The sequence below is a fragment of the Streptomyces sp. NPDC093260 genome (assembly GCF_040683715.1).
GTDB classification, from domain to species: Bacteria; Actinomycetota; Actinomycetes; order Streptomycetales; family Streptomycetaceae; genus Streptomyces; species Streptomyces sennicomposti.
In genome coordinates, this window is record NZ_JBFBEK010000001.1 from 414171 (window position 1) to 433631 (window position 19461).

Consider the following 19461-nt stretch of genomic DNA (forward strand, 5'->3'; position numbering starts at 1 on the left):
TGTCAGGCTGGATCCATGAACATCCCGTTTATGGGTAGCTGGCGCAAAAAAGGCGGTCCGTCCCTCGGCGTCGCGGTGGCCGTCGCGGGTGAGGAGCCCCCCGGCCCCGGGGACCTGGCCGACCTCCTGGGCGCCTGCGAACTGCTGCGCGCGCAGGCCGCCGAGGCGGACGTGCGGCTGGACGAGTCGGCGGCCTCGCTGGAGGCGCTCGACCAGATCATGCCGGGCTGGCGCGACGACGCCGAGAAGGTCTCGCAGCTCGGCAACGACGCGGGGCTGTACCTCGGAACGGTGATCGTGCGCACCGTCCCTGGCGCGGTCTGGGTGCTGTGGCCGGGCGGCCATCCCGTCGTACGGCTCGTCTCCGGACGGGAGTTCGACGTGGTCGCGGCCGGTCTGGCCTGGGCGGACAGCGGGGTCCCCGAACTCTCCCAGCTCTACGCGGAGGTGGCCGAAAGCTGATCCCGGGACCCGAATCGCCGACCGGCGGGTCCGACTGACGCATCCTCGACTACGATATGCCGTTCACGGCCGTCGCAGGGGGAGCGGTCCACAAGAGCCATACCCGGCCGGCGGCAGCCGGAGATCACTGCTCGGGCGGCGGAGGCACGGTCCAGTGCCGTCCGTCCACGGGGAGAAGGTCAGCTGCGCGCCGGGCGGGATGTGCTCGTCGTCGTGCCGGCCGAGGGTTCCTGTTCCGGCAGGGGAGTCCGGGCCGCCCGGGTCACGTCCGCCACCAGCTCGACCACGTCCGGGCCGTACGCCTGGGAGTTGACCACCTTCAGCAGCAGCACGAACGATCCGCCGCCGTACCTGCGCGCCAGCCGTTCGTGATGGCGGGCGAGATAGCGGGTGGCGGCCTGGTTGTCGATGGCGCGCTGGCCGCAGAACAGGAAGACGGGGCGGTTGCCGAAACGGCGTTGCCCGGCGACGAGCCGGGCCAGGATGACGTACTCGCTGCGGCCCGCCTCCACCCGGTACCGCTCCCCGCCGATGACGAACGCGCCCCGGTCCGGAACCGCTTCGGCCTCCACGTTCACCCGCACCCCGGGCAGCAGGGAGGACAGGTGGGCGGCCATGCGGCGGTTGGAGGCCGGGCCGCCCACGCAGAACTCGGTACGCTCGCCGAACCCCTGCTGGGCCGCGTCGTGCGCGACGACCTGCACGCCGGCGTTGCACTCCTTGACCAGCGCCGACAACTCCAGGAGCGCGAAGACGTCGTGGCGCGTCACCGTCAGTTCGGTGCCGCCCGCGTCACGGTTGACCACCAGCAGCGACTCGGAGTTGTCGGGCAGCCCGAAGAAGGCCTGCTTGCGGCGGAGTCTGCGCCGCCACAGGAACGCGCGGGCCAGCCAGCCGAGCGAGGCGCTCACACCGGCGGCGATCACACCCAGGACGATGTTGCGCACGTCGTCGTTCATGGGCGCGCATGCTAGCGCCTCACCCAGGAGGCGTGCCGTACCGGTGTTCGAGCCGAGCGGCGTACCGGTGTTCCATCCGACTCACCCGATCGGACGCGTCCCTGATGCACCTGACGGGACCATGGCAATGAATTAAGCTGCGCGTACGGTCAGGCCAGCGAGCTGCGAACCAGCGTGGAGGTGCGGATGCGTCGCCCTGTCGCACGGAAACTGACGGTCCTGGCGGTCTCGGCCGCCGTGGTGTCGGTGGGGGCGGCGGCGCCGCCCGCCGCGCACCCGGGCGGTGGACCGGCGCCGGTCCCCAAGGCGCCGGTGGCCGCCGGGTACGGCGGCGCCGTCGCGAGCGTCGACGCGGACGCCACCGCGGCCGGCATCGAGGTGCTGAGGAACGGCGGCAACGCCGTCGACGCGGCCGTCGCCACCGCCGCGGCCCTCGGCGTCACCGAGCCCTACTCCGCCGGCATCGGGGGCGGCGGCTACTTCGTCTACTACGACGCCCGCACCCGCACCGTCCACACCGTCGACGGCCGCGAGCGGGCCCCGCTGAGTGCCGACTCCGGCCTCTTCCTGGAGAACGGCAAGCCGCTGCCCTTCGACACCGCCGTCACCAGCGGTCTCAGCGTCGGCACGCCCGGCACCGCCGCCACCTGGCAGACCGCCCTCGACCAGTGGGGCACCCGGCGACTCGGCACGGTCCTCGAACCCGCCGAACGGCTCGCCCGCGACGGCTTCACCGTGGACGACACCTTCCGCTCGCAGACCGCCGCCAACGAGGCCCGCTTCCGCTACTTCCCCGACACCGCCGAGCTGTTCCTGCCCGGCGGCCGACTCCCCGCGGTCGGTTCGACGTTCAAGAACCCCGATCTCGCCCGCACCTACGACGAGCTGGCCCGCAAGGGCGTCGGGGCCCTCTACCGCGGTGACCTCGGCGACGACATCGTCGAGACCGTCAACCACCCGCCCGTCGCGCCGGGTTCCGGCTGGGACGCGCGCCCCGGCCAGCTCAGCCGGAAGGACCTCGCCGCCTACCGCGCCGAACTCCAGGCGCCCACCCGGGTCTCCTACCGCGGCCTGAACGTGTACTCCATAGCGCCCTCCTCCTCCGGCGGCACCACCGTCGGCGAGGCGCTCAACATCCTGGAGCGCACGGACCTCTCGAGGGCGAGCGAGGTCCAGTACCTGCACCACTACCTGGAGGCCAGCCGGGTCGCCTTCGCCGACCGCGGCCGCTGGGTCGGCGACCCCGCCTTCGAGAACGTCCCCACCAAGCAGCTGCTCTCCCAGAAGTACGCCGACTCGCGCGCCTGCCTCATCCAGGACGACGCCGTCCTCACCAGCCCCCTCGCCCCCGGCGACCCGCGCCGTCCGAAGGCCTGCGGCACCGGCGGCAAGGCGGCCCCGACGACGTACGAGGGCGACGACACGACACATCTGACGGTCGCCGACCGGTGGGGCAACGTCGTCTCCTACACCCTCACCATCGAGCAGACCGGCGGCAGCGGCATCACCGTCCCCGGCCGCGGCTTCCTGCTCAACAACGAGCTGACGGACTTCTCCTTCAGCCCCGCCGACCCGGCCGTGCACGACCCCAACCTGCCCGGCCCGGGCAAGCGGCCGCGCTCCTCCATCTCGCCGACGATCGTCCTGGACAGGCACAACAAGCCGGTGGTGGCGCTGGGTTCGCCCGGCGGCGCGACCATCATCACCACGGTGCTGCAGACCCTGACCAACTTCCTCGACCGGCGCATGCCGCTGGTCGACGCCATCGCCGCACCCCGCGCCAGCCAGCGCAACGCCGCGCAGACCGAACTCGAACCCGCTCTGTACGACAGCGCGTTGCGGGGCAAGCTGGAGGCGATCGGCCACTCCTTCAAGCTCAACCCCGAGATCGGCGCGGCCACCGGCGTCCAGCGCCTGCCGGACGGCCGCTGGCTCGCGGCGGCCGAGAAGGTCCGCCGTGGCGGCGGCTCGGCGATGGTGGTCCGCCCGGCTCCGTGACGCCCCTGGTGCGTGTTTCGAAAGCGGCGTCGTCCGCCTGAAGGGCGGGGTCCGGTGCCGTACGGCCGCGCGGCGCCCCGGCGGACATGAACGGCGCCCGGACACGAACGTGCCCGCCTTCCCACAAGGGGAGGCGGGCACGTCGTCCGTCCGTCACCCACCGGGCACGGGCGCGGGGGCCGCTGAGGGCGCCGGTTCCGGCGGCTCGTCCTGGGCGAGGAAGACGAGCTGCCCGTCCTCCACGTCCACTGTGACCCGGCTGCCCTCGCCGAGCCGCCCGTCCAGCAGCAGCCGGGACATCCGGTTGTCCACCTCGCGCTGGATGGTGCGGCGCAGCGGACGCGCGCCGTACTCGGGCTGGTAGCCGCGCTGCGCCAGCCAGTCCACGGCCGCATCGGTGAACTCCACGGTGACGCCCTGCGCGTGCAGCAGCCGCCGTGTCCTGTCCAGCAAGAGGTTCGTGATCTGCCGCAACTGCTCGGTGGTGAGCTGGCGGAAGACGACGATCTCGTCGATGCGGTTGAGGAACTCGGGCCGGAAGTGCTCGCGCAGCGGCCTGAGGATCTGCTCGCGCCGCGCCTCCTCGTCCGCGTCCGCCCCGCCCGCGCCGAACCCGATGCCGGCGCCGCGCCGGGTGATCGCCTCCGAGCCGAGGTTGCTGGTCATCACGATCACGGTGTTGGTGAAGTCCACCGTGCGGCCCTGCGAGTCGGTGAGGCGGCCGTCGTCCAGCACCTGGAGCAGGATGTTGAAGACGTCCGGGTGGGCCTTCTCCACCTCGTCCAGCAGGAGCAGCGAGTACGGGTGCCGGCGCACCACCTCGGTGAGCTGACCGGCCTCCTCGTGGCCGACGTACCCAGGCGGGGCGCCCACCAGGCGGCTGACGGTGTGCCGCTCCTGGTACTCGCTCATGTCCAGGCGGACCATCCGCTCCTCGCTGCCGAACAGCGCCTCGGCCAGTGCCCGGGCCAGCTCGGTCTTGCCGACGCCTGTCGGGCCGAGGAACAGGAAGCTGCCGATCGGCCGGTCCGGGCTGGCCAGTCCGGCGCGGGAGCGCAGCACCGCATCGGCGACCACGCTCACCGCCTCGTCCTGGCCCACCACCCGCTCGTGCAGGTGTTCCTCCAGACCGAGCAGCCGCTCCTTCTCCTCCTGGGTGAGGCTGCTGACCGGGATGCCGGTCTGCCGGGACACCACCTCGGCGATGGCCTCCGCGGTGACCACCAGGTTCATGCCCTCGTCCGCCTCGCCGTCGCCGCCGGCCTCCGCGATCCGCTGCTTCAGCTCCACGATGCGGTCCCGAAGCTGCGTGGCCTGCTCGTACTGTTCGTCCGCGACCGCCTGGTCCTTGTCCAGGGCGAGCTGCTCGACCTCGCGTTCCATGGCCCGTACGTCCGTGCCCTTGGTCCGCGCCCGCAGCCGTACCCGCGCGCCGGCCTGGTCGATCAGGTCGATCGCCTTGTCCGGCAGCCGCCGGTCGGTGAGATACCGGTCGGACAGCTCCACGGCCGCCACCAGCGCCTCGTCGGTGTAACGGACCTGGTGGTGGGCCTCGTAGCGGTCGCGCAGCCCGCGCAGGATCTCCAGGGCGTCCGCGACGGTCGGCTCGGGAACCAGGATCGGCTGGAACCGGCGGGCCAGCGCCGCGTCCTTCTCGATCCGCCGGTATTCCTCCAGCGTGGTCGCGCCCACGATGTGCAGCTCGCCGCGGGCCAGGGCCGGCTTGAGGATGTTGCCGGCGTCCATGGAGCCGCCCTCGCCGCCGCCTCCGGCGCCGACCACCGTGTGCAGTTCGTCGATGAAGACGATCAGCCGTTCGGAGTTGGTGCGGATCTCGGTGACGATGTTGTTCAGCCGCTCCTCGAAGTCGCCCCGGTAACGGGTGCCGGCGACCACGGCGGTCAGGTCCAGGGCGACCACCCGGCGGCCGAGCAGTATGTCGGGCACGTCGCCGTCGGCGATGCGCTGGGCCAGACCCTCCACGATGGCGGTCTTGCCCACGCCCGCGTCGCCGATCAGCACCGGGTTGTTCTTCCCGCGCCGGGACAGCACCTCGATCGTCTGCTCGATCTCCTGGTCGCGCCCGATCACCGGGTCGATACGGCCCTGCCCGGCCAGGTCGGTCAGATCGCGGCCGTACTTGTCCAGGGTGGGCGTGGCGCTGGTGCGCTGCCGTTCGGCGCCCGGCGGAGCGGCGGTCTCCGTCGTCTCCGGCGGCAGCCCCGAAGCGGCGAACCGGGCCGCGTTCAGAATGTGCCCGGCCGCCGAGTCGGGGTTCGCGGCGAGCGCGCTGAGCACGTGCTCGGGGCCGATGTAGCCCGCTCCGCTGGCGCGCGCCATGTCGTGCGCGTCCAGCAGGGCGCGCTTGACGGCCGGGGTCAGGGACAGGGTCGAGGGCGGTGGGGGGTCGCCCGGCTGCTGCTGGACGGGGCCGGACCTCTCGTCGATCTGGTCCGCCATCGAGTCGGGGTCCGCCCCGGCCCGGCTGAGCAGGCTGCGGGTGGGCTCGGTGGCGAGCGCCGCCCGCAGCAGATGCTCGGTGTCCAGGTCCCGGCTTCCGTGGTCGGCGGCGTACTGGGCCGCGCCCTTGACGAGTTCCCGGGCGGGCTGACTGAGCAGCCTGCCGATGTCGACGTGCCGGGGACCCGGGCGGGGTCCGCCGAAGAACCGGGCGAAGAATTCGCCGAAGGGGTCGCCCTCCGGGCCGACGTAGCCGCTGGTCATCGCTTTCCGTTCCTTCGCTGACGGGTGGCTCCCGACGGGTAACCGGGTCCGGGGTCGGTCATGCAACGCTGACACGTTCCGTTTCGGTCGGCATGTCGAGGGGCCGCCGGGGCGGAGGGTCGGGTGCGGTGCCGGCGGCCGGCGCCCGCTCCGCGGTCTCGATCAGCCTCAGGTCGGCGGCGCGGGGGCGGCCCACGACGAAGCGCGGGACCGAGACGGGGCCCGCCCCGATCCCGGCGTTCACGATCGCCGCGGTGGCCGGCGCGCTGGGACCGTCGATGGACGAGCCGGCGGGGCGGTGCGTCCCGGCCGGGGCGCCCGGCCGGGGTTGGACGGGCGCCCCGGGTGCCCAGGGCACGCCGTCGAGGCCCCGCACCCGCTCCGGCCGGGCGCGGCCGTCTCAGGAAGCGCCCGCGGGGTCCTGGCTCGCGGGGCCGCCCGGCCTGGGGACCTTCGCGTCGGTCGTATCCGGTGTGGCGGCTGCATCGGTCGTGCGGGCCCTGTCGGCCGGTGAGGCGTCGCCGCGTCCGGGCTCCGGCCGCGCCGCCGTGGGGCGGCTCTCGGCCCAGGCCATCAGGGCCGGGTCGTCGAGGGAGGCCACCCACAGGTCGGCGAGGGCGGCGTCCTCCGGGGCGGGGCGCGGACCCACGCCCACGACCCGCAGGCCCGCGGCGACCGCGGCCTTCATCCCGTTGACCGAGTCCTCGACCGCCAGGGCCCTGTCGCCGGGAACGCCGAGGCGGCGCGCGGCCTCCGCGTAGGTGTCGGGGTGCGGTTTGGGGCGGATGCGGTCGTCCGGTACGACGATGTGCCGGAAGTGCCGGCGTAAGTTCACCGACTCCAGGGAGAACCGGACCACGTCCTCGGGGCAGTTGCTGGCGACGGCCAGCGGCGCCACCCGCTCCAGCGTGCGCACCAGCTCCTGGGCGCCACGCGTGCTCACCGGCTCGCGGGCGACCAGGGCGCGGAAGGTGTTGAGCAGTTGCTGGGTCATGTCCTCGGCGTGGTCCGGCGCGCCCACGAGTTCGGCCATCAGGACTCCGCAGTCCCGGTAGTGCAGGCCCTTCGCGCGTTCCGCGAACTCCTCGTCGGGGGCGTGGCCGAAGGCGCGCAGCACGATCGCGCGGGCGCGCTGCCAGTGCTGCTCGGAGTCGATCAGGGTGCCGTCGCAGTCGAAGACGACGGCTTCGGGGGTCCAGTCGGGGTCCAGCGTGGGGGGTCGGGTCATGTGCTCGCCGTTCTGACGCGGGGCGGAACCGCCGGGCAGGCCGACGGGATCCACCGGTCATGGATGAGGACACGCCTGCTGAAGGGCCCTTCACTTCGGGGAAGTGGGAATCCGCAGGCGAAGAGGTCCGGTTGCCGGACACGGTGGCCACACGCGGTCGACCGCGGTGTTCCTGCACGCATTCGGAACCGTAAACACCATGAACGGTACGCTCCGCTTAGCCCGCGATGTCCGTTTGCCAGCGCAATACGCACGTGTGGGTGACCCCCACGCGGCGCCGCCCCGGGCCGACGGCCCGGGCAGGGCGTCTGCCCTGCCCGGCCGCGCGCGGGCATGCCTCCGGCGCACGGGCGGACGTGAGCGGCACGGGGCTCGGACGGGGGCACTTTGCGCGGAGGGCGTGACGGTGTACCACCCGGGGGTCGTCCCGCGCGGGAGCGTGACGCGCCGACGTCGCGGTGCGCGGAGCGCGCGGCCGACCGGCGGCGTGCACGGCGTGCACGGCCCGGTCCGCCTCGCGCGCGGCGGCCGCGGAAGGCGCGGAGACGCGGCGTCAGCAGCCCGGGCACCGGACAGGGCGCCGGACGCAGGGCAGCGTGCCCGGCGCCCGCGACCGTGCCCCCTGCTCGACGCGCGGCTCCCGTCCCCCCCGCCTCCGACCCGTGAGGGCCACCCCACTAACCCACCGGAGTGTGAAACACGATCGACTTCGCGGGTTCACGGCGTTGGTCTTGGCAAGGCCGCCCGGGAGGCTTACGTTCGTGCCTCTAGGCCTGTTCTACGGGCGTAGAGGCTCTGACGTACGCCGAAGGAGCAGCTCATGGCCAACGTCGTCCGCGCGGCCCTGGTCCAGGCCACCTGGACCGGCGACACCGAGTCCATGGTCGCCAAGCACGAGCGGCACGCCCGCGAGGCCGCCCGGCAAGGCGCGCGGATCATCGGGTTCCAGGAGGTCTTCAACGCGCCGTACTTCTGCCAGGTCCAGGAGCCCGGCCACTACCGGTGGGCCGAGCCCGTGCCGGACGGGCCGACCGTCCGCCGGATGCGGGACCTCGCCCGGGAGACCGGCATGGTGATCGTCGTCCCGGTCTTCGAGGTGGAGCGGCCCGGCTTCTACTACAACACCGCGGCCGTGATCGACGCCGACGGCGGCTTCCTCGGCAAGTACCGCAAGCACCACATCCCGCAGCTCGAGGGCTTCTGGGAGAAGTACTACTTCAGGCCGGGCAACCTGGGCTGGCCCGTCTTCGACACCGCCGTCGGGAAGGTCGGCGTCTACATCTGCTACGACCGGCACTTCCCCGAGGGCTGGCGGCAACTCGGGCTGAACGGCGCCCAGCTCGTGTACAACCCGTCCGCCACCCACCGCGGCCTGTCCTCCCACCTGTGGCGGCTGGAGCAGCCGGCCGCGGCCGTCGCCAACGCCTACTTCGTCGCCGCGATCAACCGGGTCGGCCAGGAGGAGTACGGCGACGACGACTTCTACGGGACGAGCTACTTCGCCGACCCCCGCGGCCGGTTCGTCGGCGGCACCGCGAGCGACACCGCCGAGGAACTCCTCGTCCGCGACCTCGACTTCGACCTCATCGAGGCGGTGCGGCAGCAGTGGGCCTTCTACCGCGACCGCCGTCCCGACGCCTACGAAGGGCTGGTGCAGCCGTGAACGACCTCTACGACCGCCACCGGGCCGTCCTGCCCGACTGGCTCGCGCTCTACTACGAGGACCCGATCGAGATCACGCACGGCGAGGGCCGCCACGTCTGGGACAGCACGGGCCGGCGCTACCTCGACTTCTTCGGCGGCATCCTCACCACCATGACCGCCCACGCGCTGCCCGAGGTCACCAAGGCGGTCAGCGAGCAGGCCGGCCGCATCCTCCACTCCTCCACCCTCTACCTCAACCGGCCGATGGTGGAACTCGCCGAGCGAATCGCGCAGTTGAGCGGCATCCCGGACGCCCGGGTGTTCTTCACCACCTCCGGCACCGAGGCCAACGACACCGCCCTGCTGCTGGCGACGACGTACCGGCGCAGCAACACCGTGCTGGCCATGCGCAACAGCTACCACGGCCGTTCCTTCAGCACGGTCGGCGTCACCGGCAACCGCTCCTGGTCCCCGAGTTCGCTCTCCCCGCTCCAGACCCTCTACGTCCACGGCGGCGTCCGCACCCGTGGCCCGTTCGCCCACCTCGACGACGAGGCCTTCATCGCCGCCTGCGTCGAGGACCTGAAGGACCTCCTCGGCCACACCCGTCCGCCCGCCGCGCTCATCGCCGAACCCGTCCAGGGCGTCGGCGGGTTCACCTCCCCGCCCGACGGCCTGTACGCCGCCTTCCGCGAGGTGCTGCGCGAGCACGGCATCCTGTGGATCGCCGACGAGGTGCAGACCGGCTGGGGCCGCACCGGAGAGCACTTCTGGGGCTGGCAGGCGCACGGCCGCAGTGGCCCGCCCGACATCCTCACCTTCGCCAAGGGCATCGGCAACGGCATGTCCATCGGCGGCGTCGTCGCCCGCGGCGAGATCATGAACTGCCTGGACGCCAACAGCATCTCCACCTTCGGCGGCACCCAGATCACCATGGCGGCCGGCCTCGCCAACCTCAACCACCTCCTGGAGCACGACCTCCAGGGCAACGCCCGTCGGGTCGGCGGCCTGCTCATCGAACGCCTCCGCGCCGTCGCCGCCGGCCTGCCCGGCGTCCGCGAGGTGCGCGGGCGCGGACTGATGATCGGCGTGGAACTCGCCCGGCCGGGCACGGACGAGGCCGATCCGCGGGCGGCCGCCGCCGTGCTTGAGGCGGCTCGCGAAGGCGGCCTGCTCATCGGCAAGGGCGGCGGCCACGACACCAGCGCCCTGCGCATCGCCCCGCCGCTCTCCCTGACCGTGGCGGAGGCCGAGGAGGGCGCCGCGATCCTGGAGAGCGCGCTGCGCGCCGCGTACTGAGGCGCCCCGCGCCGAGAACCGGAAGCACCGGGCCACGCGTACCGGCAGCACCTGACGAAGGAGTACCGCGTACCGGCAGTACCGAAGGCACCGAGAGCACCGAGTACCGAGCAGAACGAGTACCGAGCAAAAGGGGAACGTCGCCATGACCATCTCCTCGGACCGCCCCCTGACCGCCCCGCAATCGCCCGCCGCCGTCCCCGGCCTGCCCGAACCCGCCCTGTCCGTACGGCAGGTGCTCGCCCTGGAACGGGTGCTCGCCGGCGAACCCGAGGTGGTGGCCGGCGCCGGCCGGCTCGACCAGCCGGTGCGCTGGGTGCACGTCGCCGAGGCGGCCGACGTCGGCGTGATGCTCAGCGGCGGCGAGATGGTGCTCACCACCGGGGTGCTGCTCGCCGGCGACGAGGAGAAGCAGGCCGAGTACATCCGCTCCCTGCACCGGGCGGAGGCCGCCGCAGTCGTCCTCGGCCTCGGCCGGGCCTTCCCCACCCCGCCGGAGGTGATGCGCCGGGCCGCCGAACGCTGCGGACTGCCCCTGGTGGTGCTGCACCGGCCGTTCCCCTTCGCGGAGTTGACCGAGGAGGTGCAGTCCCGGCTGGTGCGCCGCAAGTACGCCGCCGTCAGCCTGTCGGAGGCCGTGCGCACCGCGCTCACCGCCCTCATCACCGCGGGCGCCCCGCTGCAGGCGCTGCTGGACGAGGTCACCCAGCACACCGCCTGTCCCGTCGTCGTCACCAACCTCGCCCACCGCGTCCTCGCCACGGCGGGGGAGCGGTCGGCGGTGGAGGACGTGCTGCGCGACTGGGAGCGCATCGCCCGGCAGGCCGGGGGCAGCGAGGGCGACGGCTGGATCCGAGCCGAACTCGGCGGACGCGGCGAGCGGTGGGGCCGGCTCGTGCTGTGCGGCCACCGCGGCGACACCGCCACCGGACGGCTGCTCGCCGACCGCGCCGCCGAGGCCCTCGTCCTGCACCGCATGCTCGGCGGCGTCGCCGGCCGCACCTGGGAGGAGCAGTCGGCGCAGAGCCTGCTCACCGACCTCGCCGGCGGCGCCGTACCGGCCCGGCAGCTGCTGCCCAGGGCGCGGGCCGCCGGACTCCCGGTCAACCGGCGGGCGTTCGTGCCGCTGGTCGTCCACGACGCGGACCCGGCCGCAGTGGACCGGCTGTTGCGCCTGCTGGGACTGACCGGACTGGTCGCCGAACTCGCCGAGGGCGTCACCGCCGTCCTGCTCAGCCTCGCCCGCGACCAGGACGCCGACGCCCTCGCCGAGCACTTCGCCGTCCGGCTGCGCGAGGCGCCCGGAGCGGCCGGGACGGTCGTCGCCGCCGCGGACGCCCGCACCTGCTGGGACGACGTGCCCGCCGGGCTGCGCGAGGCGAGGCACGTCGCCGACGCCGTCGCCGGCTCCGCCGCCGCCCTCGACCTGCCGCCCGTGGTCCGCCTCAGGGACGTCCATCTGCGCGGGCTGATCCGGCTGCTGCGGGAGAACCCGCATGTGCAGTCCTTCGCCGAGCGGGAGCTGGACGGGCTGCTGTGCGACGCCGGACAGGACCTGCTGGACGTCCTGCGCACGTATCTCGCCACCGGCCGCAACAAGTCCCGCACCGCCCAGCTCCACCATGTCTCCCGGCCCGCGCTCTACCGCCGCCTGGAGGCCATACAGGGCCGCCTCAACGTGGACCTCGACGACTTCGAACAGGCCGCCTCCGTGCACATAGCCCTCCTCGCGCACGACGCGCAACAGCAGTGAAACCCGCGACCACCTGGCGAAACACCGGTGACACAGGGGACGGGGCCGCAGTGACACGGTGACACGCCGCACCCCGGCGGACGTGACACCGTGCACCTCGAAGCGGCCCGCACGCCTTCCCTACGCTCACCGCACACCGATCGAGCAGCGGAGGTCCCGATGAGCCGAGTGATCCGAGCCGCCGTCTTCCAGACCGCCTGGACCGGCGACAAGGAGTCCATGATCCGCCGCCATGAGCAGGCGGTCCGCGACGCAGCCGCCCAGGGCGCCCAAGTCCTCTGCTTCCAGGAGCTGTTCTACGGCCCCTACTTCTGCCAGGTGCAGGACCCCGCCTTCTACGAGTACGCCGAGCAGATCCCCGAGGGCCCGGTCACCCGGCGCTTCCAGGCCCTCGCCCGCGAACTGGGGATCGTCCTCGTGCTGCCGATGTACGAGGAGGAGCAGCCCGGCGTCCTCTACAACACCGCCGCCGTCATCGACGCCGACGGCAGCTACCTCGGCAAGTACCGCAAGACCCACATCCCCCAAGTGCGGGGTTTCTGGGAGAAGTTCTACTTCCGTCCCGGCAACAGCGGCTGGCCCGTCTTCGACACCGCGGTCGGCAGGGTCGGCGTCTACATCTGCTACGACCGCCACTTCCCCGAGGGCTGGCGGGCGCTGGGCCTGGCCGGCGCCGAGATCGTCTTCAACCCGTCGGCCACCAGCCGGGGCCTGTCCGGCTACCTGTGGCAGCTGGAGCAGCCGGCCGCGGCCGCCGCCAACGAGTACTTCGTCGGCGCGATCAACCGTGTCGGCGTCGAGGACCTCGGCGACAACGACTTCTACGGCACGTCGTACTTCGTGGACCCGGAGGCCCAGTTCGTCGGCGAGGTCGCCAGCGACAAGGAGAGCGAACTGGTCGTCCGCGACCTGGACCTCGCCAAGCTCCGCGAGGTCCGCGACCGCTGGCAGTTCTACCGCGACCGGGCCCCGGGCACCTACGGCCCGCTGACCGCGCCGTAACGGAACCCCGGCCACCGACATCCCGCAGCCGACGACGAACGAGAGGTCCCCATGAGCCGCCGTACAGCCATCCGCGGCGGTCTCGTCATCACCGCATCCGACGAGATCCACGCCGACGTCCTCATCGAGGACGGCCGCATCGCCGCCCTCGCCGCCACCGGCACCCCCGCCGCCGATGCCTTCACCGCCGAGCACACCATCGACGCCACCGGGAAATACGTGATCCCGGGCGGCGTGGACGGACACACCCACATGGAGATGCCGTTCGGCGGCACCTACGCCTCCGACACCTTCGAGACCGGCACCCGCGCCGCCGCCTGGGGCGGCACGACCACCATCGTGGACTTCGCCATCCAGTCCAGGGGCGGGGCCCTGCGCGAGGGCCTGGACGCCTGGCACGCCAAGGCCGAGGGCAACTGCGCCGTCGACTACGGCTTCCACATGATCGTCTCCGATGTCACCGAGGAGACGCTGAAGGAGATGGACCTCCTGGTGGAGGAGGGGGTGACCTCCTTCAAGCAGTTCATGGCGTACCCGGGTGTGTTCTACTCCGACGACGGGCAGATCCTGCGCGCCATGCAGCAGGCCGCCGGCAACGGCGGGCTGATCATGATGCACGCCGAGAACGGCATCGCCATCGACGTCCTGGTCGAGCAGGCCCTCGCCCGGGGCGAGACCGATCCGCGCTACCACGGCGAGGTCCGCAAGGCCCTGCTGGAGGCCGAGGCCACCCACCGGGCGATCCGGCTCGCGCAGGTGGCGGGCGCGCCGCTGTACGTGGTGCACGTCTCGGCCCGCGAGGCGGTCGCCGAACTGGCCCGGGCACGCGACGACGGGCTGCCCGTCTTCGGCGAGACCTGTCCGCAGTACCTCTTCCTGTCCACCGACAACCTCGCCGAGCCCGGCTTCGAGGGCGCGAAATACGTGTGCAGCACCCCCCTGCGCCCACAGGACCACCAGGCGGCCCTGTGGCAGGGCCTGAGGACCAATGACCTCCAGGTGGTCTCCACCGACCACTGCCCCTTCTGCTTCAGCGGCCAGAAGGAGCTGGGCCGCGGCGACTTCTCCAAGATCCCCAACGGGCTGCCGGGGGTGGAGAACCGTATGGACCTGCTGCACCAGGCCGTCGTGGACGGCCACATCTCGCGCCGACGCTGGATCGAGATCGCCTGCGCCACCCCGGCCCGGATGTTCGGCCTCTACCCGAAGAAGGGCACCATCGCCCCCGGCGCCGACGCCGACGTGGTGATCTACGACCCGCACGCCGAGCAGGTCCTCTCTGCCGAGACCCACCACATGAACGTCGACTACTCGGCGTACGAGGGCCGGCGCATCACCGGCCGGGTGGAGACCGTGCTCTCGCGCGGCGAGGCCGTCATCACCGAGCGGGAGTACACCGGACGCGCCGGCCACGGCGTCTACACCCCCCGCGCCACCTGCCAGTACCTCGACTAGGAGCGCCGCCCATGGACTTCGGACTCGTCCTCCAGACCGACCCGCCGGCCTCGCGCGTCGTCGAGCTGATGCAGCGCGCCGAACGCAACGGCTTCCGCTACGGCTGGACCTTCGACTCCGCCGTGCTGTGGCAGGAACCGTTCGTCATCCACAGCCAGATCCTCGCGCGGACCGAGCACCTGACGGTCGGGCCGATGGTCACCAATCCGGGCACCCGCACCTGGGAGGTCACCGCCTCCACCTTCGCCACCCTGAACGACATGTTCGGCAACCGCACCGTGTGCGGCATCGGCCGCGGCGACTCCGCCATGCGCGTGGCCGGCCGCAAACCCAACACGCTCGCCCGGATCAGCGAGGCCATGAAAGTCATCCGGGCCCTCGGCCGGGGCGAGGAGGCCGACCTCGGCGGCGGCACCGTGGTGAAGTTCCCCTGGGTGCGGCCGGGTGCCGAACTCCCCGTCTGGATGGCCGCGTACGGGCCCAAGGCGCTGAAGATGACCGGCGAGGAGGCCGACGGGTTCATCCTCCAGCTCGCCGACCTCTACCTCACCGAGTACATGGTCAAGGCGGTCAAGGACGCCGCCGCGCAGGCCGGACGGGACCCGGCCGAGGTGACGGTCTGCGTCGCCGCGCCCGCCTACGTCACCGCCGACGACTCGCCCGAGGCGCTCGCCCACGCCCGCGAGCAGTGCCGCTGGTTCGGCGGGATGGTCGGCAATCACGTCGCCGACCTGGTCGCCCGCTACGGCGAGCACTCGGCCGCCGTGCCCGACGAGCTGACCGAGTACATCAAGGCCCGCCAGGGCTACGACTACGCCCATCACGGGCGCAGCGGCAACCCGGACACCCAGTTCGTGCCCGACGAGATCGTCGACCGGTTCTGCCTGATCGGACCGGTCGAGGCGCACATCGAGAAGCTGACCGCGCTGCGCGAGCTGGGTGTGGACCAGTTCGCCGTGTACGCCATGCACGACGCGCGCGAAGCAGTGATCGACGCGTACGGCCGCGAGGTCATTCCCGTCGTCAACCCCTGAACCACCGGTCCCGATCCGATTGGGCTGCCCATGACCGACACCGCACCCCCGGGCATACCGCCGTCCGCCCAGGTCACCCTTGCCGACGGGCGGGTGGAGATCGCCCCGGGCACCGAGCCGCCCAGCGGCCCCTACGCCAACGGGGACCTGCTACCGGTCCCCGTCGCCGGCCGCACCTGGACGACGTACAACTTCTCCGCGCTGTGGGTCGGCATGGCCCACAACACGGCCTCCTGGACCCTGGCCTCCGGGCTGATCGCCGTCGGCATGGACTGGAAGCAGGCGGTGTTCACCATCGCCCTGGCCAATCTGATCGTGCTCGTCCCGATGCTGCTCACCGGGCACGCCGGGCCGAAGTACGGCATCCCCTTCCCCGTCTTCGCCCGCGCCTCCTTCGGGGTGCGCGGGGCCAACCTCCCCGCCGTCGTGCGGGCGTTGGTGGCATGCGGCTGGTTCGGCATCCAGACCTGGATCGGCGGCGAGGCGATCTACTTCCTGGCCGGGAAGCTGATCGGCGACAGCTGGTCGAAGGCCGGCGAGGTGGGTGGGTACGCCTGGACGATGTGGCTGTCGTTCGCGGTCTTCTGGGTGATCCAGGTGGCCGTCATCTACCGGGGCATGGAGACCATCCGCCGGTTCGAGAACTGGGCGGCGCCGTTCGTGATCGTCGGCGCGATCGTGATGCTGGGCTGGATGAGCCACAAGGCCGGCGGCCTCGGCCCGCTCTTCGACCAGCCGTCCAGGCTGGGCTGGGGAACGGACTTCTGGAAGCTGTTCGCGCCCTCCCTGATGGGCATGATCGGCTTCTGGTCCACCCTCTCGCTGAACATCCCCGACTTCACCCGCTACGGCCGCAGCCAGCGCGCGCAGACCCGGGGCCAGGCGCTCGGCCTGCCCACCACGATGACCCTGTTCGCGTTCCTGTCGGTGCTGGTCACCTCCGGCTCCCAGGCCGTGTACGGCCAACCCGTGTGGGACCCGGTGCAGTTGGCGGCGAAGACGGACAACGTCGCCGGGCTGCTGTACGCGCTGGTGACCGTGCTGGTGGCGACCCTGTCGGTGAACATCGCCGCCAACCTGGTCTCCCCGGCGTTCGACTTCTCCAACATCGCCCCGCGCAAGGTGAGTTTCCGCTCCGGCGCGCTGATCACCGCCGTGCTCGCCGTGGTGATCTGCCCGTGGAAGCTCTACTCCGACCCGCAGGGCTACATCTTCACCTGGCTCGGCCTGGTCGGCGGGCTGCTCGGCACGGTGGCCGGCATCCTCGTCGCGGACTACTGGATCGTGCGGCGCACCCGGCTCGACCTGGCCGACCTGTACCGGGCCGGCGGGCGTTACTGGTACGCGGGCGGCTGGAACTGGCGGGCGGTCGTGGCGTTCGCGGTGGGCGGTGTCCTCGCCATCGGCGGCGCGGACTTCCATCCGCTGATCGCCGGCCGCCCGATCCCCGCCCTCAAGCCGCTCGCGGACTACGGCTGGGCGGTGGGGCTCGGTACCTCGCTGGTGCTGTATCTGGTGCTCACGCTCGCCGCCGGGCGGGAGCGCGGCCAGGCAACGGTCTGACCGGCGGACTCGGCACAGCGCGGCCGGAGGAGGTGGTGGCCCGCAGGACGACGGGCCACCACCTCCCCGCGCGTCCCGCCCGGGGACGGGACGGGGCGGCGCGGCCGAGCCCCGGGCAGGGCCGCACGGCCGACGCGGGTCCCGTACCGGACCTCAGCCCTGGGCCTGCCCCAGCGCGGCCACGGCCTCCTTGGCGGCCTTGATGGCGCCCTTGTTGATCTCGTCGGTGTCCGGCGCCTTCTTCGTCTCGAAGTCGCTGCCGTTGTACGTGACCACCACCAGCGCGTTGGCGACGCGCGCCAGCACCACGCCCTCCCGGGTCTGCTGCTTGTCCTCGGTGGTCAGGTTCACCACCGAGTACGCCTCGTCGCCGAGCCCGGGGACCGCCCCGCCGCCGCTTTTCTCGGCGGTGCGCTGCCGGTAGGAGGTGCGCGCCGCGTCCGTGGTCCGCATGATCTCGAAGGACACGTCGAGCCAGCGGTAGTCGTAGCCCTTGAGCGCGTTCCACGAGCAGGTGCGGCGCACCCGCTCGTCGGTCGACGGGATCTCCTTGCCCGCCGACTTCGCCCCCGGCACCAGGGAGGAGAGGGTCCTGGCGGCGACGGCCGCGCACGGCTGCGGCGCGGACGTGTAGACCGGGGCCGCCGCGCTCGCCGACGGCGCGCCGCCGGGGCCGGCCGGCGCCGAGGCGTCGGCCGTCGGGGTCTTCTGCGCGGCGGCCCGCCCGTCGTCGGCCGGCGACGCCGCGAACGGCCCGGACGTCAGCGCCCACCCCGTGCAGGCGAGGACGAGGACCGGGCTGAGCCGCGCGGTGAGCGCGAGCGGCAGGGGGAATTCACGCACGGCGCACTTCTCGTGTGGGGACGGACGAAGCGGAGGGCGTCCACACTGTGGACGGTGGACGCCAGTGTCACACGAGTACCTGTGGGGCGGAAGTGCCAACTCGCTCCGTACCCGGACGATCACGCGGCCCCGCCGCCGAAGCGAAGTTCGTCCCCCTGTGTCCGGCCGGCGGACCCGGTCCGCGCGCCGCCCGGGGCCTCACGCCATCCGCCCACCGGACCGCCCAGGCCCGGCACCACCACGACCCCGGCACCGCTGCCGCACAAGGCCCGCTACGGCACCCGCGCCGTCCACTCGGCTGAGGCGAACTTCGTCCGGGCCAGCTCGTGGGCACGCACCAGCTCCCCGTCGGTGACCTTGCCGTCCGACAGGCCGTAGCGCCCCCGGAAGGAGTCGATCATCCGCTCGATGACGGCCTCCCGGGGCAGCCCGGTCTGCCGGCGCAACGGGTCCACCCGCTTCTTGGCGCTCCCGGTGCCCTTGTCGGACAGCTTCTCCCGCCCGATCCGCAGCACCTCGACCATCTTGTCCGCGTCGATGTCGTACGACATGGTCACGTGGTGCAGCACCGCGCCGGGCCGCCCCGCCGGGCCCACGATCCGCTTCTGCGCGGCCCCCGCGATCTTGCCCTGGTCGGTGGCGATGTCGTTGAGCGGCTGGTACCAGGCCCGGATGCCCATGTCGCCGAGCGCGCCGAGCACCCAGTCGTCGAGGTAGGCGTAACTGTCCTGGAAGGACAGGCCCTGCACCAGTGACTCGGGCACCGACAGCGAGTACGTGATCGTGTTGCCCGGCTCGACGAACATCGCGCCGCCGCCGGAGATCCGGCGCACCACCTCCACGCCGTGCCGGGCGGCGCCCTCGGCGTCCACCTCGTTGCGCAGCGACTGGAAGCTTCCGATGATCACCGCGGGGGAGGCCCACTCCCACACCCGCAGGGTCGGCGGCCGCAGACCCGCGGCCACCTCCGCCGTCAGCACCTCGTCCAGCGCCATGTGCAGGGCGGGGGACTGGGGGTCGTCGTGGATCAGCTGCCAGTCGTAGTCGGTCCAGTCGGTGGCGTGCGCCAGCGCGCGGCGCACCGCGATCGCCACGCCCTCGCAGGTCAGCCCGTACATCACCGTGCCGACGGGCAGCGCCGCGTCGATCCGGGCGGCGAGAGCGGCGGCGTCCGTGTCCGCCGGGGCGCCTTCCAGCGCGGCGTTCACCGCCTCCAGCGCCTCGTCCGGCTCCAGGAAGAAGTCTCCCGCCACGCGCACGTGCCGCAGCACGCCGTCCTCGACCGCCACGTCCACGACGACGAGCTTGCCGCCGGGCACCTTGTACTCACCGTGCACTGCCAGAGCCTCCGTTTCCACCGCAGCGCACAACGCCCGGGGCGGCCCGGGTGTTCCCGCCGCCCGGCGCGCCGCGTTCCCGCACCGCACCTGGGTAGGTAGGTGCGCACCGGGACGGACACGCGGACACCCGGCCGCGGCCACGACACGCGAACCCCGA

At 72.6% G+C, this 19461-nt stretch carries 14 protein-coding genes; 9 read left to right on the forward strand and 5 right to left on the reverse strand.

Going from position 1 to position 19461, the window contains the following annotated elements; genetic code table 11:
• The first annotated feature begins 15 nt into the window (after positions 1–15).
• Positions 16–462 (forward strand): DUF6278 family protein, encoded by a 447-nt coding sequence (locus AB0N63_RS01655; protein ID WP_365522596.1) that lies wholly within the window; start codon positions 16–18, stop codon positions 460–462.
• A 179-nt stretch (positions 463–641) separates the two neighbouring features.
• On the opposite strand, the gene AB0N63_RS01660 is transcribed toward AB0N63_RS01655, so the two are convergent.
• Positions 642–1421, reverse strand: coding sequence for a hypothetical protein (locus tag AB0N63_RS01660; RefSeq protein ID WP_365522599.1), 780 nt, complete (start codon positions 1419–1421; stop codon positions 642–644).
• A gap of 186 nt (positions 1422–1607) precedes the next feature.
• Between AB0N63_RS01660 and ggt the strand changes: the two genes are divergently transcribed.
• Positions 1608–3419, forward strand: coding sequence for a gamma-glutamyltransferase (gene ggt / locus AB0N63_RS01665; RefSeq protein WP_365522602.1), 1812 nt, complete (start codon positions 1608–1610; stop codon positions 3417–3419).
• A 153-nt stretch (positions 3420–3572) separates the two neighbouring features.
• On the opposite strand, the gene AB0N63_RS01670 is transcribed toward ggt, so the two are convergent.
• A complete protein-coding gene (locus AB0N63_RS01670) occupies positions 3573–6143 on the reverse strand; it encodes an ATP-dependent Clp protease ATP-binding subunit (RefSeq protein WP_365522604.1) in 2571 nt (856 codons plus the stop codon).
• Between the two features lie 400 nt (positions 6144–6543).
• Positions 6544–7371: an HAD family phosphatase gene (locus AB0N63_RS01675; RefSeq protein WP_365522606.1), complete on the reverse strand. Its 828-nt coding sequence runs from the start codon at positions 7369–7371 to the stop codon at positions 6544–6546.
• 820 nt (positions 7372–8191) lie between these two features.
• On the opposite strand from AB0N63_RS01675, the gene AB0N63_RS01680 reads away from it, so the two are divergent.
• The 7 genes from AB0N63_RS01680 to AB0N63_RS01710 all read left to right on the forward strand — a co-directional run bounded on the left by AB0N63_RS01680 (position 8192) and on the right by AB0N63_RS01710 (position 17121).
• Positions 8192–9034 carry a nitrilase-related carbon-nitrogen hydrolase gene (locus tag AB0N63_RS01680; protein ID WP_365522608.1) on the forward strand — a complete coding sequence of 281 codons (843 nt, stop codon included), beginning with the start codon at positions 8192–8194 and terminating at the stop codon, positions 9032–9034.
• Entirely contained in the window at positions 9031–10314 is a 1284-nt protein-coding gene (locus AB0N63_RS01685) for an aspartate aminotransferase family protein (protein ID WP_365522611.1), read from the forward strand. The genes AB0N63_RS01680 and AB0N63_RS01685 overlap by 4 nt, the downstream gene beginning before the upstream one ends.
• Positions 10315–10459: 145 nt before the next feature.
• Positions 10460–12067: a PucR family transcriptional regulator gene (locus tag AB0N63_RS01690; protein ID WP_365522613.1), complete on the forward strand. Its 1608-nt coding sequence runs from the start codon at positions 10460–10462 to the stop codon at positions 12065–12067.
• Positions 12068–12226: 159 nt separating this feature from the next.
• Positions 12227–13069, forward strand: coding sequence for a nitrilase-related carbon-nitrogen hydrolase (locus AB0N63_RS01695; RefSeq protein WP_365522615.1), 843 nt, complete (start codon positions 12227–12229; stop codon positions 13067–13069).
• A 51-nt stretch (positions 13070–13120) separates the two neighbouring features.
• Complete coding sequence (gene hydA, locus AB0N63_RS01700) at positions 13121–14524, forward strand: dihydropyrimidinase (RefSeq protein ID WP_365522618.1); 1404 nt, start codon at positions 13121–13123, stop codon at positions 14522–14524.
• A gap of 11 nt (positions 14525–14535) precedes the next feature.
• Positions 14536–15558, forward strand: a complete 1023-nt coding sequence (locus AB0N63_RS01705) for a TIGR03842 family LLM class F420-dependent oxidoreductase (RefSeq protein ID WP_365522620.1) — start codon at positions 14536–14538, stop codon at positions 15556–15558.
• A gap of 30 nt (positions 15559–15588) precedes the next feature.
• Positions 15589–17121 carry an NCS1 family nucleobase:cation symporter-1 gene (locus AB0N63_RS01710; protein WP_365522623.1) on the forward strand — a complete coding sequence of 511 codons (1533 nt, stop codon included), beginning with the start codon at positions 15589–15591 and terminating at the stop codon, positions 17119–17121.
• Positions 17122–17274: 153 nt separating this feature from the next.
• Here AB0N63_RS01710 and AB0N63_RS01715 read toward each other — a convergent pair whose 3' ends face one another.
• Positions 17275–17964, reverse strand: a complete 690-nt coding sequence (locus tag AB0N63_RS01715; RefSeq protein ID WP_365522625.1) for a hypothetical protein — start codon at positions 17962–17964, stop codon at positions 17275–17277.
• Between the two features lie 272 nt (positions 17965–18236).
• Positions 18237–19301, reverse strand: coding sequence for a biotin/lipoate A/B protein ligase family protein (locus AB0N63_RS01720; RefSeq protein ID WP_365522628.1), 1065 nt, complete (start codon positions 19299–19301; stop codon positions 18237–18239).
• Positions 19302–19461 lie beyond the last annotated feature (160 nt).